We start from the raw sequence: 15,426 nt of genomic DNA on the forward strand, positions 1-15,426 counted from the left end.
AATCGATATCTTTTTCGTGCAAAACTTATATATGAAGTATTATTTATTTGTTTTCGCAATCTTTTGCAGTTCAATTATTTACGCACAAGATTGCAATTCAATATTACTAGGAGAAATAGTTGATTTCCATGACAACAGTCCGTTGAGTGGCGCAACTATTTCTATCACTGGAAAAAACGTTTCCACTGTATCCGGAGATAACGGAAAGTTCAGCTTTAAAAATCTCTGTGATGGTGTGTTGGAATTGGAAATATCTCACCCAGAATGTACCACAAAATTTCATGTGGTTACCGTAAGTGGCGATACCTATTCAGAGATTAGACTTGAACATCATTTAGAGGAGCTAAAGGAAGTAAAAGTAGTAGGCAATGTGCCCAAAAACACAAACTCCGGTCAAGAAAACACCCTTTCCCAAAAAGATGTTGAACGTAACAGTGGTAATAGTTTAGGTGATGCCCTAAAAAAGATTTCCGGGGTATCTACCTTAAATACCGGTGGCAACATTGTTAAACCTGTCATACAGGGGTTAAACGGTAGTAGAATCTTGATTCTGAACAATAACGTTAGAATGCAGGATATGGAATGGGGAGAAGAACATGCTCCCAATGTAGATGTAAACGCAAACCAGAACATCAGTGTAATAAAAGGTGCGGCCGCCATTGAGTATGGTGGTGATGCCATTGGTGGGGTTATTGTTTTAGAACCCTTACCCATTATTAGAACCGATTCTTTATTTGGAAAAACACAACTGAACCTTTTCTCCAATGGTCGTGGCGGTAATATCACATCGTCCATTACAAAGTCTTTTGAATCCGGTCTCTACATAAAGGCGCAAGGCTCTTACAAGAAACTGGGAGACTTAGAAGCTCCGGACTACCTTTTATCCAATACGGGCATAAGGGAAAGTGGATTCTCCCTAAACATCGGAAAACGAGATTTTGTACAGGGTTGGGAAGGGTATTACTCCTATTTTAATTCTGAAATAGGAATCTTAAGAGCTTCCCATATTGGCAATGTAGATGATTTAATATTATCCATAAATAGCCAGACACCCAGTATTGTAAACGATTTCACTTATAATATAACCCATCCCAACCAAGAGGTAAGCCATCATTTGGCAAAACTAAATTACTATAGAAGGTTTGAAGGTTTTGGTAAATGGACCGTTCAATATGATTTTCAAAAAAACAGAAGATTTGAGTATGACATTCGCGTAGGAGACGATGCGGACAAAGCTTCGTTAGATCTCCAACTAACCACACACTCTGTTTTATCCAACTTAAAGCTGGATGCAAAACAAGGTTTAGATGTAAAAGTTGGGGTCATGGGAAGGTTTCAATCCAATTTTGCAAATCCGGATACCGGAGTTAGAAGATTGATTCCTGATTATGATAAATATGATTTTGGATTATTTGCCATTGGAAGCTATGAACTAAATACCGATTGGACCTTAGATGCGGGAGCACGTTACGATTTTAGTCGGATTGATGCAAAAAAATTCTATAGGGAATCTCGTTGGCAAGAAAGAAGTTATGATTTAGATTTTGCCGATATAGTACTAGAAGATCTAGGAACCCAGTTGCTTACCAATCCGGTATTTGATTATCATAATTTTTCGGGTACGGCAGGTTTTCACTATGAAATTAACCAAAAAGACCATTTACGGTTTAATTACGCTTTTTCACAAAGAGCTCCCAACCCATCCGAACTATTTAGTGATGGCTTGCATCATTCCGCTGCTCGTATAGAACTTGGCGACCTTAGAATCAAAAGTGAAACATCATCCAAGCTCTCAGCCTCTTTGGAAAGAAACACGGACAAATGGGGATACACTTTAGCACCTTACTTGAATAGCATTAGTGATTTTATATTATTAGAGCCTACAGGGGTTGAATTCACAATTAGAGGAGCATTCCCAGTATGGAGTTATCGGCAAACCAATGCCGTATTGGTAGGAATTGATGCGTTCTTATACAACAATTGGTCGTCCTATATAAGAACGGACCATAAATTTGCCTGGGTAAAGGGTACGGATAAAGAAAAGGACATCCCCCTAATAAACATACCTGCTGCCAATTTCACTAACAGTATTAGCTATACAAATCCTAAATGGAACAATTTTTTGGTGAGCTTAGAGAGCCAATTTGTATTTGAGCAAACTAGGTTCCCACCTAACATAGAGGTGTTTTCACCACAACAACAGGAAAATGTGGTTCTAGATATAAACACCCCTCCAGATGCTTATCATCTACTGTCTTTAAATACAGAGGCATCTTTTACTCTTAAAAACACAAACGATTTAACCGTAGGCTTAAGTGCCGCCAACCTTTTGAATACCAAGTATCGTGATTACTTAAATCGCCAACGATATTTTGTGGACGATATGGGCAGAAACATAAGCCTGCGCCTAATTTTCAACTATTAATATAATTTAAACCAAAAAGTAACAACTATGAAAAGTAAAAACGTATTAAAAACAGTTCTAGCACTAAGCTTAATGGCATCAGTAATGACATCATGTTCTAGTGATGACAACAACCCGGATGCCGTAGATGAAGAAGAGGTAATTACCACAATAAAGGTGGCCCTTTCAAGCGAAGGTGGAGACACTGCCTCGCTTCAATCTCAAGATTTAGACGGAGACGGCCCAAACCCTCCAGTAATTACAGTGGATAATCTAATGGCAAACACCACTTACACGGGTACCATAGAATTATTGAACGAAACGGAAACACCTGCAGAGGATATTACCGCTGAAGTAAATGAAGAGGCAGATGACCATCAGTTTTTCTTTGATGTAGACGGATCTATTACATCAACTTCATATGGAGATACTGACGAAGATGGAAACCCACTTGGCCTTTCTTTTACCCTAATGACTGGTAATGCCGGTGAAGGAACCTTGCAGATTACATTGCGTCACGAGCCTAAAAAACCAAACGATGGTACTTTGGCCGATGCTGGTGGGGAAACTGATATTGCACAGACCTTTACTGTAACGGTAGAGTAAGACACTTTCATCAAAACAAAAAAGCCTTTAGATCAATCAATCTAAAGGCTTTTTCTTTTTGTACCTAAAACCATGAACCATTTGCCCTAGAAAGGTTTTAGGCATTTTAGTATCACCTTTATACCCCAGTGGAACAAGACCGCTATCTTCAGGAATATAGTCGGTTTTAAAAAGGTAATCCCACATACTGAGACTAATACCATAATTTACCCCGTTCTTTCTGTCTTCAGGAAGCTCATAGGCATGATGGTACAAATGCATTACAGGATTGTTGAAAATATATTTTAATGGTCCCCAAGTTAATTTGATGTTGGCATGATTTAAATGACCAATGGCAATTGCAAAAAAATGGACAATATAAGCCTGCTCAGGCTCAAATCCTCCTAAAACCATTACAGCAAATGTTTTTAGCGGTTTGTAAAAAATATTTTCCATCCAATGGTATCGCATGTGCGCGGCAAAACCCATTTCCTTTACACTGTGGTGCACTTTATGAAACTCCCATAAAAATGCATATCTATGAAGTAACATGTGGGTGAACCACTGTACAAAATCCAAGAGCACAAAAAACACGAACAATTGTAAAATAGATGGCCATTCCGATAGGTTTATAAAAGCTAAAGAATGTATTGAAACATTAAACTCTAAAAACAACAATTCCAAACACTTATAAAATCCACTTATGGCAATTGTGAACAGGAAAAAATTAAAAAATATATAGAACGCATCCAACCAAAAATCTTTTCTAAAAATAGCTTGATTTTTTCGCCACGGGAACGCTATTTCCAAAAACCATACTATTAGTGAAAGTAAAATTATACCATAAAAATAATTGGTATACCAAGGAACTTCAAACACTATAGATTTATGGGTCCAACTTAATGTACCCATAAAGGAATCTACAAATGCATCAAAGTATTTTTCCATTACTCTCTAGCTTGCCAAACATTGGTCGGCAAAAAGTATTTAATCTTTCAACTCATACCAATCAATATCGGTCAGAACTTCCCTTCTACCCTTCTTCTTTGGAGGATAATTGGTAACGAGATAGTCAATAATGACATCTTCGTTCGCTCCCAAATCCCAAAGGTTTTGGGTTTCTTGCATCCATTTTATAGTGGTTTTCCACCTTTCTTTGTTCATACGGTTCTGCATAACCAATTTAGCGGAATGACAATTGGTGCAGTTTTGAACGGTTTCCATCATCCCTGGAGCATCAATAAAACCGGTACGTACGTGAATTCCATTTTCTACTTTATCATAGTCATCATCATCAACTGGCACAGCAACCAGTTCCGTATCCGTTTTTTTACTTTTAAAAGAAGTTAAATTAGGGTCTACCATTAGGTAAACCATGGCTACGGAAAAAAGAGCTACGATTACACAGGAAAGGACCAGTATTCTGTAGAACCCCCGAAACTCATGCTTCAGTTTGTCGTGATTTTCCTTTTTCATCTATGCAATTTTTACGGCTATCCTATGACATGCATTGTTTAAATATCCTTTAGGGTTCCAGCCGGGCAATAACATAGGCTGAGCAAAACCGTTGGAATCCGTGGCCTTTGCCCAAACCTCGTAATAACCTTCTTGAGGAAAGTCTACTTCTGCAGAAAAATGCTGCCATGCCAAGCGATTTACTGGCTTTTCTAGTTTACAGGTTTTCCAAGTGGAACCAAAATCTATGGAATACTCCATTTTAACTACTTCCAACTCACCTGCCCAAGCGTGTCCTCTAATTTTTAATTTTTTTCCTTTGGGAATCGTTGCTCCGGATTTTGGATAAGTAATAAGGGATTTTACCGGCATAGACTCTATAATGCACATATCTTCGTCTGCCACTTTTTCCCCTGGAGCCACAGGTTTACAAGGCACCCTGTAGGCAGTACCCGTCATTTTAGTGCCGTCGTGCACTATATTTCTAATACTTATGCGTTGCAACCACTTACCGGATACCGAAGCAGGCCAGCCACCAGCAATTACACGAAGCGGATAACCATGTGCCAAAGGAATATCCTCTCCGTTCATCTTAAACGCCAATATCGTTTCATCTTGAAGCGCTTTTGCCATTGGAGCTCCCCTGGATATAGGTTCTTTAGAAGGGTCCCTACTCAAATGAATATCTGCCGCGTGGTAACCAAAATAAACGGCATCATCCTTTATCCCCACATCTTCTAGAACATCCCTAAGTCGTATCCCTGTCCAAGTTGCACAATATACCGCACCAACCGTCCACTGGTTTCCTTTTGCAGGTGGATCAAACTCACTTCTGCCGTTGCCACCACATTCTAACGTTAACTGGTATGTATGTTGTTTGAATTTTGACTTAAGCTCTTCTAAAGTATAGGTCTTTTTTTGTTTAACGGATTCACCATCTATAGTAAGCGTCCAGTTTTTTACATCTATTTCTTCCGGTATGAGTCCATTGTTACGAACAAAAATGTATTTGTTGGGCGTAACCTTATCATCCAATAAATGAGCTTGGGCCTCCATATTCCATGGTTTATCATTTAAGACAACCATTTCCTTGTCCTTATTAAATAATTTGAATGGATCAGGGTCTTGTAGAGCTAACGGAATATAATTAGCTGACATTTTGGAGCCATAAACAATATCGGCTCCTACAATACTGGCCAGAGAGGCAAGTGCAGCTTTTCCAATAAACTTTCTTCTTTGCATAAAATTTTGGTCTGGGTTTAAACCAAAGTTAGAGATATTTGATGTACTCCTCTATGCTATTTTATGAATTTAATTTTTTTTTAAGGGTTTGGTTGGTAAATTTACAATAAAGCTTAAACAAAATTATGAAGTAAGGCTAAGCCCTTTAAACAAAGGGTTTCCCAGCATAGCCGGGGCGCTTCAGCTTAAACTACTAGAAATGAGATTTGTAGAAAATCCCTACTAATTCTATAGATTTTTAAGACCATTCTTGTTCCGTAGAATCAAGGCCCTTGTTTATCTTTTAAGATAAATTAAACATTTACCTCTATGGTATCCGTTTCACTGGATTTTTTAAAAACATAGGTATACAACCACATTAAAGTAAAAGTGGGTATTATATCTAATCCAGGCACAATTTCCTCCAAAAAAGTAATAAGTCCGGCGCCCTGCCCAATTTTGCCCTTATACATACGGGTCATAAGCCAACCGGCCAGTGGTGCCCACACAATATCCGAAAATTCACCTACAAACGGAATAGCAAAAGAAAGCATGCCTATTCCATCAAAAAGCAAACCTAGAAATAGTTTTTTATATTTATCGTCTTTAGTTTTTGACATAATGAAAAGTATTTATTCCTACTATCAAAAGCAATAAGAATGCCAAAAACAATCCAAAAAGTACCGTTTTGCAGAAACCGATAAAAAGAAGCCTCTTACGATAGGTCCGAACTGATTAACTTAAGGAATTCATTCCTAGTTTCCTGTTTCTCAAACTGCCCCCTAAATCCAGAGGTTGTTGTAACCGAATTCTGCTTTTGAACCCCACGCATCATCATGCACATGTGCGACGCTTCAATGACCACAGCAACACCTTTTGGTTTTAACGTATTATTGATACATTCCAAAATATCATGTGTTAAACGCTCCTGTACCTGTAAACGACGAGCAAAAACATCTACCACACGCGGAATTTTACTTAACCCTACAATATGCCCATTGGGAATATAAGCTACGTGGGCTTTTCCAAAAAACGGCAACATATGATGTTCACAAAGCGAATACAGTTCAATATCCTTTATGATAACCATATCATCATAATCTTCCTTGAACATGGCTCCTTTAAGTATCTCTACCGCATCTTGCTGATAGCCCTGTGTAAGAAAGAGCATAGCCTTGGCCGCTCTCTCTGGTGTTTTTACCAACCCTTCGCGAGTAACGTCCTCCCCTATTCCATCAATAATTTTTGAAAATCGGTCTTTTACCTCTGTGGTAATTTCCAAATTGTACTCTTCTAAATTTCTATAGGGTGCCATAAAGCTATCTTGTTTATTATAATGGTAAAAATAGTGAACAAAAGTACGGTTTTCTGTACCAAACCGCCAATTTAATCTTTTTGGACCAGAAAATGGTTTTTCCTACTATCGGTTCGTAAACATCAATTTTCATTACTTTTACGATTCATAAATTTCTTGAACAAGATTCGATATATGATTAAAGCCAATAATATTAAAAAGTTTTACGGTGATTTGGAGGTGCTTAAAGGTGTTGATCTTCATATTAAAAAAGGCGAGGTCATTTCAATAGTGGGTGCTTCCGGAGCGGGAAAAACCACTTTACTGCAAATATTGGGAACGTTAGATGTGCAATCCAACCCATCCGATAGTAGTCTTTTGATAAATGATACCGAAGTAACGCAATTGTCCGATAAGAACTTGGCCAAGTTCAGAAATGAACATATTGGTTTTATTTTTCAGTTCCATCAACTACTACCGGAATTTACAGCTCTGGAAAATGTATGTATTCCTGCTTTTATTAAAAATACACCAAAGGCCCAAGCTGAAACAAAGGCTAAAAAATTATTGGACTTTTTAGGACTTTCTGCCCGTTACAACCATAAGCCCAGTGAACTTTCCGGTGGAGAACAACAACGTGTGGCCGTAGCCAGGGCCCTTGTAAACGACCCATCCATTATTTTTGCCGATGAGCCCAGTGGAAATTTAGATTCCGAAAGTGCGGATAACCTTCATAAATTGTTTTTTGAGCTTCGGGATGAATTTGGACAGACCTTTGTTATCGTTACCCACAACGAGCAATTGGCCGATATGGCAGACCGTAAACTAACCATGGTAGACGGTCTTATAGTTAACAAAGAAGTAGTTATTGATACTTTGGAACACTAAGAATTTATCTTTCAATCCATATTTGATGAATCGCACAGAACTAAAGCAGTTTTTAGACGCCAAGGTATTGGAATATGAACACCCAAAATTCTTGGAAACCGACCCGATTCAGATTCCTCATAAATTTTCCCGAAAAGAAGATATTGAAATCAGTGCTTTTCTTACGGCAACCATTGCTTGGGGCAACAGAAAGAGTATCATTAACAACGCCAATAAGTTAATGGAGCTCTTGGGCAACTCACCTTATAATTACGTTTTGGAGTATACTGAGAATAATAATGAAGAGCTCTCGACCTTCGTACACCGGACATTTAATGGTGAAGATCTAAGCTATTTTATACGAAGCTTGCAAAATATTTATGTTAACCATGGTGGATTGGAAGCTGTTTTTGCAAAGCATGCCCAAGAGCAATCTATGCAACTTGCTATATCGGCCTTTAAAAAAGTTTTTTTTGAGCTTTCCCACCCATCACGCACGCAAAAGCATGTAAGTGATCCTTTAAAAGGTTCTGCTGCAAAGCGTATAAATATGTTCTTGCGATGGATGGTACGTTCCAACGCTACTTCAGTAGATTTTGGTATCTGGGAGCGAATTTCTCCCAGTCAATTATCCTGCCCTTTGGATGTGCATTCCGGAAATGTAGGTAGAAAATTAAAATTACTTACTAGAAAACAAAACGACGCAAAGGCACTGGCCGAACTGGATAAAAATTTACGCAAACTAGACCCCAACGACCCGGTAAAATATGATTTTGCCTTATTTGGCCTTGGCGTTTTTGAGAAGTTTTAGGCTTCTCTTTTTATCAAACTTAAACTCCCTATAAATAGCGTTTCTTAAACTCTAAAGGGGTGGTTTGGTTTTTTGCCTTAAATACCCTTGAAAAATAGGCGTAATCTTCGTAACCCAATGATTCCGCAACTCGGGACAAGGGATTTTCTGAGTGTACAATAAGTCGTTTTGCTTCTAAAAGAATACGTTCCGTTATCAGTTCAGTAGTAGTTTTTCCTAGGGTTGTTTGTGTTACGCGGTTTAAATGTTTCGTTGTAATATTCAGCTTATCCGCATAAAAATGTGCTTTTTTTTCAGTTTTATAATAGCGTTCAATAGTATGTTCCAAATCTGAAAGGATTTTTAAATAGGTAGACGAAAGTGTATTTTCAGAGACATCAAAAGCGTACAACCTACTCAAATCTATGTAAGTCAGATTGATAAGACTGACCAGCTTTTGCTTTTTGTAAACCCCATTACCTTGGTATTCTACATTAATTTCCTTAAACCTAGTTGCTATTTTTCCCTGTTCCGAAGTTGATAAATTTAGATGCGGAGGATTCTTATAGGAGTAATAGAATGGAAATTGATTCAACTTTACATCAGCAACACTTAATTCAAAAAATGATTGGGTATGAAAGAAAATATAACCTTGCGGCGGAGCATTGAATGACCAACTATGGGTTTGTCCCGGTTTAAGGAAAAACAAACTTCCATCATTTATAGGATACGAACTGAAATCTATTTCATGAGTGCCATTTCCCTTTTCAAACAATACACAAAGAAAAAAGTCGTGCTTATGTGGCCTGTGCACAATTTTTCTGTTTGTTTCTAAATGCTTGGACAAATCATTACTATAAAACTCAACCAAAGCATTTTCTACTTTGAATTGCTCTATATGTAATACCGGTACAATTTGCATAAGACTTAATTATGTCCTAAAAATACAAAAACCTGCGATAATTTAGCATGGATATAACATGGCGAAGTCTTTAAATTTGTGCGGTGACAGAACAATCTCTATCACAAGTGACAACTATAAGGTTTTAAAAGTGCAACGAAACCCTTTTAAACTAATTACAAATAAATTAAGAAAGAGCATATGGAACTTTTAAAAGGCACTAAAGTGTATAGCATATTTACGGGAACCTGTCCTGTTTGTCAAAATGAAAGCATGTATCTGGAAGCCAATCCTTATAAAATATCCAAAACTCTAAAAATGAAGGAGCGTTGCAGCCATTGTCATACCAAATACAAAATAGAACCTTCATTTTTTTATGGAGCTATGTATGTTAGTTATCCTGTGGGTCTCTTTTTTGCCAGCGTAGCCTTGTTTCTTTGCTTCATTATCTTTGATATGAGTCTACTGAACACCTTTTTTGTTATCGTAATAGAAATGATATTGGTTCTACCCATAATACTACGTTTATCCAGAAATATCTGGATTAATTTTTTCATGCATTACGACGTACACTTAAAAACTAAGCAAAGGGCTTAAGAGTTAGGACAGACGCTATTTAAGAAGTAAATTTTCCAGTATCTCCCTAGTGTTCTTAGAATTCCAGTCAGTTGAGCCTGTTTCTTTAACCACTATAGTACCCTCTTTATCAATGATATAATTAGTAGGTATGCTTTTTTCAAAAAGTGCTTCTGGAGCACTCATTTTGGGAATATACACAGGTAAATTGAATTCCTTCTTATGTAGAAATTTTGTTATAACCTCCGGCTCTTCGTTAGTTAACAGTATAAAGTTGACCTTATCTCCATAATCATTATACAACTTTTGAATACTGGGCATTTCCGCAATGCAAGGCGGACACCAAGTTGCCCAATAACTTATAAAGGTTACTTTATTTTTTCCTATACCCAAAGTAATATTCTTTCCATTCAAAGTTCTTACCGAGTAGTTAAAAGGCTGTATAACTTTCCTGTCTTCGTTTTCTAATACAGATGGAGAAAAAAACTGTAATTTAATTTGGTTCAATGCAACTTGGATGGGCTTTCTAGTCTGCGGAATAAGCAATAGCAATAAAAAAACCAGTAGCAGAACATCACCAAAACTTAATTTTCTTTTTTTCATTTGAACTACTTTTGAAGGGAAAAATGAAATCCTGCGGACACTAATTTAAACTATGGCTATTATTATTGATTGGATTCGTTCAACTTTTTGAACTGCCTATAAATCCACTGTTTTTCCTTTAGCGAAAATTCCTTGTTCTCAAACCAATCGTGAGCTGCTATTTTCTCATTTTCTATTTGTGCCTTTCGTATGGCCTCAATGGAAACCAAGTGCCAATGTACCCCTTTTTGACGATTGACCGAATAACCAATGCTCTCGGTTATGTACGATATTTTTGGTCGATTAATCAGCTTTACGCCATTCCTTAAAACGGCTAAAGTTTTAGTGAGCTTAACGACTTCCGAAAAGGAATATCGCACAAAATCGTTAAAACCTTCTTGCTTAGTGTTATATAGTTTGTCGCCTACTTTAAGTTCTTCCATGGTCTAAAAAGCAAGTAAAATTAATGGCTTCAAATGGTTTTCAAAGAATTAGAATGTCAGAAATTATCAACAAATCTTGTTTGTAGCAGATAGAAGGTTGACTACTAATCATCCACAGAAAAAATAAAGGATGTTGACACAATAGCATCAACATCCTAAAAAAAACATTTACTTAAAACTTTTAAACCTAGAATTTATAAGTGACCATTCCGTAAAAACTTCTAGGATCCGTTTGGTTGATGAAACGGGTACGATACGCGTTGTAACCAATTTCATCAAAAATATTATTCAACAACACACGAACACCCCAATTTTGGTTAAATTCATAAGCTACCTGTGCATTTACAAGCGTATATGCTTCAACATCAAAAGGCTCTTGACGAGGAACAATTCCCTCATGCGTAACAGGCCCAGCACTCCAGTTGTTTATAGGACGTTCTCCCGTATAGTATGCTCCGGCTCCTACCGAAAGCCCTTTTAAATTGTTTTTGAAGGAGTAGTTTCCATAAACGTTGAAGGTGTGTTTAGGCGTGTTTAAAGGCGCTGAACCGTAAACATAAGACGTGTGTTCCTTATATTGCGCATCAATATAGGAATATCCCGTAATGACTTCAAAATTATCAAGAATACGACCCGTAAATTCTACTTCAACCCCTTGGCGTTGATCGTTACCTCCTTTTTCGTAAAAACCTGTAGCCACCCAGTTTTCATCGTACACCGGAAGGTTCATATCTTTATTGTTAATTTTAAAATATGTAAGATTAAAACGTAATCTACTATCTAACCAGTTGGTTTTTATTCCTGCTTCCAATTGATCGTAGCGCTCATTACCAAGCTCGCTTCCGTCTGCGCTTAACCTAGTTCCATTTCTTGGGTATGAACTGTTGGTATACGAAGCAAAAACGTTCACGTTTTCCAAAGGAGAAATGATAATACCCCCGAGTGGGTTAAAGGCGTCGCTATCTGTAATTTCTGCCGCTGTGCTGGTTTCCGTGGTACTGTAACGGAATCCTAAAAAGGACTTTAACCAGGAGTTAAAAGTAATTACATCTTGAGCCACAAAGCCAATAGACCTAGACTCCGAGCCTCCTATTGCATCACCTGTCAACTCAATATTATCTGGCGTGCTATTTGAAATAGTGCCAAAAACATCTAGAGTATCTACCACGGCCGCACTGTTACTGAATGTGCTAAATGTTGTTTTTCTATAATCCATTCCTACCTGAAAAGTATGACTGATGCCTCCTGTTTTTACTTCGTCTCCAATAAGGTCAATTTGTAAAACACTGTTCTTATCGTCTCTTGTAGAGGTAGCATAACCTCTTTTTCTTAGGTTATAAACAGGATTTCCATCAGCATCATTAACAACACCGCCAATACTGGCATTCTTAACATCAAGATCTAACTTAGAAGCAAAATATGCTGCATTTACACTTAACTTGTCATTAATCTTCTTTTTGAATCGTGCGGAATATGTAGTATTCTGAGTAAGGTATTTATCCTCTTTATAACCCAAAAACTGTTCATGCGGTAAATCATAGATAGAATTGGTGTCATCTGCACTTAGGTTAACAGTACCTGGATCCGGAGTTCTACTATCATCAAAGTAATCCATTTCAAGGGTTAGGCTCGTACCCTCATCAATTCGCCATTCAAAAGAGGGGTTGATATAGAAACGTTGGGATGAAACACTAGCACGGTAACTATCTGACCTTTCTAAAGCACCGTTAATACGGAATGCCGTGTTTTTTTTATCGTTCAAAGGTCCGTAAACATCAAAAGTAGGCCTTACTTGCCCAAAACTACCGCCACGTAAAGAAGCCGAACCTCCATATTGGTATTTTGGGGTTTTGGTTACGATATTAATAACCCCACCTGGGCTACCCAAATCTGTAGCTACACCTTGAGTAATGGAAGCCGCACCCTTTAAAACTTGAATATTATCTACACCTTGCATATCGGTTAAAATACCTTGCCCTCTAAAATCTGAGTGTACACGCACGCCATTTTTAAGAATGGGAATTCCTCTAAATCCACGAGAAGACATACTTTCACTGCGATTTCCATAAGTAGCAAAAGAATATACACCGGGAACATTCTTGGTAGCGTCGGCAATTGTTAAGTTACCTTGGTTTTCAATTACTTTTTCAGAGATTACGGATATACTCTGTATCTGATCATAGGTCGCCAAAGGTAATCGCGTTAAAGCCTCTATTTTATCCGGATGCTCGTATCGCGAACCGAATACTTCTACTTCATCCAATTCGGAATCCATACGGACAATAAAATTCAAGGTTACGTTACTATTAGTAATAGTTACTTGTTTTTTAAGCGGTTTAAAGCCCACTGCACTTACATAAAGTTCATATGTACCTGATGTTACTCCCGAAATCTTATATACACCATTCTCATCTGCAGCGGCACCATTCTTACTTTTTACCACCGAAACATGGGCATAAGCAACGGGGTCCCCGTCACCGGTAGTTACTTTTCCTTGAATTGTATATTGTTGTTCTTGAGCATAGCCAAAAACTAAGCTGAACATAAATAGTAAGAGTGTTGGTTTCATTAAATTTTATTTAGACTTGTTATAAATAATTTCGATGACACAAATGTAAGTCACGATCAATACTTGACCAAGTTATTTATACTCAATCTAAATAGAAGAAAAATAAGTGCTTGATTTATAAGTTTTAAGAACCTAAATTTTAACAATTAAACCATAAAAAAACCACGATCATTTGACCGTGGTTAATAATATGTATTCAATTTGTTTTAGTTGAAATCAAACTTTTTTAGTCCTTCATGACTCACTTTAATAGCCTCCAAAGGTTCCATTTTAAAGGTTTTATCCTGCTCTACCATATAGTACTTCATACCTGAGAGTTTCTTTTGCGCTAGAATACGGGCAAAATCAATACTACCCGTTCCTACGGGTGCAAACCACCCACCCTCGTTCATATCTTTAACATGCCAAATCTTAAACCGTTTTGGATACCTTTTAAAGTAAGCTACTGGGTCTGCACCCGCTTTTGTAACCCAAAATAAATCCATTTGAAAATTCACCAACTTAGGGTTACAATTTTCTAAAAGATAATCAATTACCACTACTCCATCATCATCTGCCTTAAACTCAAAATCATGGTTATGATAAAGAAGTTTTAATCCCGCTTTTTTACATTTAGCACCTAATTCATCAAGAATGTTCGCTAAGTTTTCAGCACCTCCGGTCATTCCCATTTTCATACCTTCTTCTTCAAAAGTAAAAAGTCCCATTGGAGGGATAGGAATAACAAAATATTTAAAACCTGCCGCTTTTACATCCGCTATCATAGCATCTGCATTCTCAAGAGTTACTGTTGATTGATGACTGCTTATTGGCTTTAAACCCATTTCTTTAAGAGTGCTCTTGAATTCCGCAGGGGTCATTCCATAGAACTTTCCGTCATTATAACCTGCGGCTTCAATGTATTTATAGCCTGCATCCGCTACTGCCTTAAGCGTAGTTTTTGCGTCTGAGGCCATATCATCTCTTAAGGTGTATAAAGCCAAGCCTCCATAAGTTTCTTGAGCATTGATAATCGTAGTCGCCCCCATAAGAAGACAAAAAAGTAATAACTGAATTTTTTTCATTATTGTTTGTATTTTGTGTAGCCGACTAATATACTATATCTCTTCAAAAATTTAATGGCTAGGGATGCTAAAATGTTTTAGGTCCTAATTAATTTAAGAAATTGTATGCAAGTCTAATTATATTAGCTCCTAAAAGGTAAAACCCATAGTTTTAAAGAAGCTACAAATGAAATGTCCTTGCAACCCTAATGTAATGTACAGTGTTTGCTGTCAAAAAGCTCACGCAAATATTAGCAGTGTGGCTACTGCCGAAACCCTTATGCGATCGCGCTATTGTGCCTTTGTACTTGCTAATATAGATTACTTGCAAAAAAGTCACCATAGTCTAACGCGTCCCAGTAAATCCGAAAAGCGTAAGATTGAGGCTTGGGCAAAATCCGTTAACTGGGTGAAATTAGAAATCTTACATACGTCAAAAGGAACTAATAGCGATACAGAAGGTACTGTAGAGTTTAAAGCGTATTATATAGAAAACGGACAAATGGGAGTCATTCACGAAAACTCAAATTTTAAAAAAGAAAATGGGCATTGGACCTATATAGACGGCTTGCATAAACCGTAGTAATTCTAGAGCTTAAAAGTTTACATAGCGCTGCCTACCTTAAATCTATATGTTTTTTCATTAAACAGAGTTATACATCTTCTATACAACACCATATTTGACCAATATAGACT

The 15,426-nt window shown here is 37.3% G+C and carries 16 protein-coding genes; 6 read left to right on the forward strand and 10 right to left on the reverse strand.

Annotation, left to right across the window (positions count from 1 at the left end):
• Positions 1 to 31: 31 nt before the first annotated feature.
• Positions 32 to 2,425: a TonB-dependent receptor gene (locus tag H9565_RS13930; RefSeq protein WP_215440512.1), complete on the forward strand. Its 2,394-nt coding sequence runs from the start codon at positions 32 to 34 to the stop codon at positions 2,423 to 2,425.
• A gap of 27 nt (positions 2,426 to 2,452) precedes the next feature.
• Positions 2,453 to 3,010, forward strand: a complete 558-nt coding sequence (locus H9565_RS13935; protein WP_215440513.1) for a type 1 periplasmic binding fold superfamily protein — start codon at positions 2,453 to 2,455, stop codon at positions 3,008 to 3,010.
• A 36-nt stretch (positions 3,011 to 3,046) separates the two neighbouring features.
• On the opposite strand, the gene H9565_RS13940 is transcribed toward H9565_RS13935, so the two are convergent.
• From H9565_RS13940 to folE, 5 genes are all read right to left on the reverse strand, one after another.
• Complete coding sequence (locus H9565_RS13940; RefSeq protein ID WP_215440514.1) at positions 3,047 to 3,937, reverse strand: sterol desaturase family protein; 891 nt, start codon at positions 3,935 to 3,937, stop codon at positions 3,047 to 3,049.
• Between the two features lie 39 nt (positions 3,938 to 3,976).
• Positions 3,977 to 4,465: a monoheme cytochrome C gene (locus tag H9565_RS13945; RefSeq protein ID WP_215440515.1), complete on the reverse strand. Its 489-nt coding sequence runs from the start codon at positions 4,463 to 4,465 to the stop codon at positions 3,977 to 3,979.
• On the reverse strand, positions 4,466 to 5,686 hold the full coding sequence (locus H9565_RS13950) for a sulfite oxidase (protein WP_215440516.1): 1,221 nt from the start codon (positions 5,684 to 5,686) through the stop codon (positions 4,466 to 4,468).
• 293 nt (positions 5,687 to 5,979) lie between these two features.
• On the reverse strand, positions 5,980 to 6,285 hold the full coding sequence (locus H9565_RS13955) for a hypothetical protein (RefSeq protein ID WP_215440517.1): 306 nt from the start codon (positions 6,283 to 6,285) through the stop codon (positions 5,980 to 5,982).
• A 95-nt stretch (positions 6,286 to 6,380) separates the two neighbouring features.
• Positions 6,381 to 6,980 carry a GTP cyclohydrolase I FolE gene (folE, locus tag H9565_RS13960; protein ID WP_215440519.1) on the reverse strand — a complete coding sequence of 200 codons (600 nt, stop codon included), beginning with the start codon at positions 6,978 to 6,980 and terminating at the stop codon, positions 6,381 to 6,383.
• A 174-nt stretch (positions 6,981 to 7,154) separates the two neighbouring features.
• Here folE and H9565_RS13965 point away from each other — a divergent pair, with 174 nt between their 5' ends.
• Positions 7,155 to 7,847, forward strand: coding sequence for an ABC transporter ATP-binding protein (locus H9565_RS13965; RefSeq protein WP_215440520.1), 693 nt, complete (start codon positions 7,155 to 7,157; stop codon positions 7,845 to 7,847).
• Positions 7,848 to 7,872: 25 nt separating this feature from the next.
• Entirely contained in the window at positions 7,873 to 8,637 is a 765-nt protein-coding gene (locus tag H9565_RS13970) for a TIGR02757 family protein (RefSeq protein WP_215440522.1), read from the forward strand.
• Between the two features lie 28 nt (positions 8,638 to 8,665).
• On the opposite strand, the gene H9565_RS13975 is transcribed toward H9565_RS13970, so the two are convergent.
• Entirely contained in the window at positions 8,666 to 9,538 is an 873-nt protein-coding gene (locus tag H9565_RS13975) for an AraC family transcriptional regulator (protein WP_215440524.1), read from the reverse strand.
• A gap of 180 nt (positions 9,539 to 9,718) precedes the next feature.
• Here H9565_RS13975 and H9565_RS13980 point away from each other — a divergent pair, with 180 nt between their 5' ends.
• Positions 9,719 to 10,114, forward strand: coding sequence for a DUF983 domain-containing protein (locus H9565_RS13980; protein ID WP_215440526.1), 396 nt, complete (start codon positions 9,719 to 9,721; stop codon positions 10,112 to 10,114).
• A 15-nt stretch (positions 10,115 to 10,129) separates the two neighbouring features.
• On the opposite strand, the gene H9565_RS13985 is transcribed toward H9565_RS13980, so the two are convergent.
• From H9565_RS13985 to H9565_RS14000, 4 genes are all read right to left on the reverse strand, one after another.
• Positions 10,130 to 10,696: a TlpA family protein disulfide reductase gene (locus tag H9565_RS13985; protein ID WP_215440528.1), complete on the reverse strand. Its 567-nt coding sequence runs from the start codon at positions 10,694 to 10,696 to the stop codon at positions 10,130 to 10,132.
• 62 nt (positions 10,697 to 10,758) lie between these two features.
• Positions 10,759 to 11,118, reverse strand: a complete 360-nt coding sequence (locus tag H9565_RS13990) for a pyruvate kinase (protein ID WP_215440530.1) — start codon at positions 11,116 to 11,118, stop codon at positions 10,759 to 10,761.
• 187 nt (positions 11,119 to 11,305) lie between these two features.
• Positions 11,306 to 13,687, reverse strand: coding sequence for a TonB-dependent receptor (locus H9565_RS13995; protein WP_215440532.1), 2,382 nt, complete (start codon positions 13,685 to 13,687; stop codon positions 11,306 to 11,308).
• A gap of 206 nt (positions 13,688 to 13,893) precedes the next feature.
• Positions 13,894 to 14,751, reverse strand: coding sequence for a sugar phosphate isomerase/epimerase family protein (locus tag H9565_RS14000; RefSeq protein ID WP_215440534.1), 858 nt, complete (start codon positions 14,749 to 14,751; stop codon positions 13,894 to 13,896).
• Between the two features lie 166 nt (positions 14,752 to 14,917).
• Between H9565_RS14000 and H9565_RS14005 the strand changes: the two genes are divergently transcribed.
• Positions 14,918 to 15,313 (forward strand): YchJ family protein, encoded by a 396-nt coding sequence (locus tag H9565_RS14005; protein WP_215440536.1) that lies wholly within the window; start codon positions 14,918 to 14,920, stop codon positions 15,311 to 15,313.
• The last annotated feature ends 113 nt before the right edge of the window (positions 15,314 to 15,426 follow it).

The organism is Zobellia russellii, from assembly GCF_018728565.1.
GTDB lineage: Bacteria > Bacteroidota > Bacteroidia > Flavobacteriales > Flavobacteriaceae > Zobellia > Zobellia russellii.

What these genes read in the sequence shown, in the direction of transcription:
- H9565_RS13995 (WP_215440532.1), bottom strand. Translation starts at nt 13,687, where the DNA reads ATGAAACCAACACTCTTACTATTTATGTTCAGCTTAGTTTTTGGCTAT.
- H9565_RS13945 (WP_215440515.1), bottom strand. Translation starts at nt 4,465, where the DNA reads ATGAAAAAGGAAAATCACGACAAACTGAAGCATGAGTTTCGGGGGTTC.
- H9565_RS13955 (WP_215440517.1), bottom strand. Translation starts at nt 6,285, where the DNA reads ATGTCAAAAACTAAAGACGATAAATATAAAAAACTATTTCTAGGTTTG.
- H9565_RS13975 (WP_215440524.1), bottom strand. Translation starts at nt 9,538, where the DNA reads ATGCAAATTGTACCGGTATTACATATAGAGCAATTCAAAGTAGAAAAT.
- H9565_RS13985 (WP_215440528.1), bottom strand. Translation starts at nt 10,696, where the DNA reads ATGAAAAAAAGAAAATTAAGTTTTGGTGATGTTCTGCTACTGGTTTTT.
- H9565_RS13940 (WP_215440514.1), bottom strand. Translation starts at nt 3,937, where the DNA reads ATGGAAAAATACTTTGATGCATTTGTAGATTCCTTTATGGGTACATTA.
- H9565_RS13965 (WP_215440520.1), top strand. Translation starts at nt 7,155, where the DNA reads ATGATTAAAGCCAATAATATTAAAAAGTTTTACGGTGATTTGGAGGTG.
- folE (WP_215440519.1), bottom strand. Translation starts at nt 6,980, where the DNA reads ATGGCACCCTATAGAAATTTAGAAGAGTACAATTTGGAAATTACCACA.
- H9565_RS13980 (WP_215440526.1), top strand. Translation starts at nt 9,719, where the DNA reads ATGGAACTTTTAAAAGGCACTAAAGTGTATAGCATATTTACGGGAACC.
- H9565_RS14005 (WP_215440536.1), top strand. Translation starts at nt 14,918, where the DNA reads ATGAAATGTCCTTGCAACCCTAATGTAATGTACAGTGTTTGCTGTCAA.
- H9565_RS14000 (WP_215440534.1), bottom strand. Translation starts at nt 14,751, where the DNA reads ATGAAAAAAATTCAGTTATTACTTTTTTGTCTTCTTATGGGGGCGACT.
- H9565_RS13970 (WP_215440522.1), top strand. Translation starts at nt 7,873, where the DNA reads ATGAATCGCACAGAACTAAAGCAGTTTTTAGACGCCAAGGTATTGGAA.
- H9565_RS13950 (WP_215440516.1), bottom strand. Translation starts at nt 5,686, where the DNA reads ATGCAAAGAAGAAAGTTTATTGGAAAAGCTGCACTTGCCTCTCTGGCC.
- H9565_RS13930 (WP_215440512.1), top strand. Translation starts at nt 32, where the DNA reads ATGAAGTATTATTTATTTGTTTTCGCAATCTTTTGCAGTTCAATTATT.
- H9565_RS13935 (WP_215440513.1), top strand. Translation starts at nt 2,453, where the DNA reads ATGAAAAGTAAAAACGTATTAAAAACAGTTCTAGCACTAAGCTTAATG.
- H9565_RS13990 (WP_215440530.1), bottom strand. Translation starts at nt 11,118, where the DNA reads ATGGAAGAACTTAAAGTAGGCGACAAACTATATAACACTAAGCAAGAA.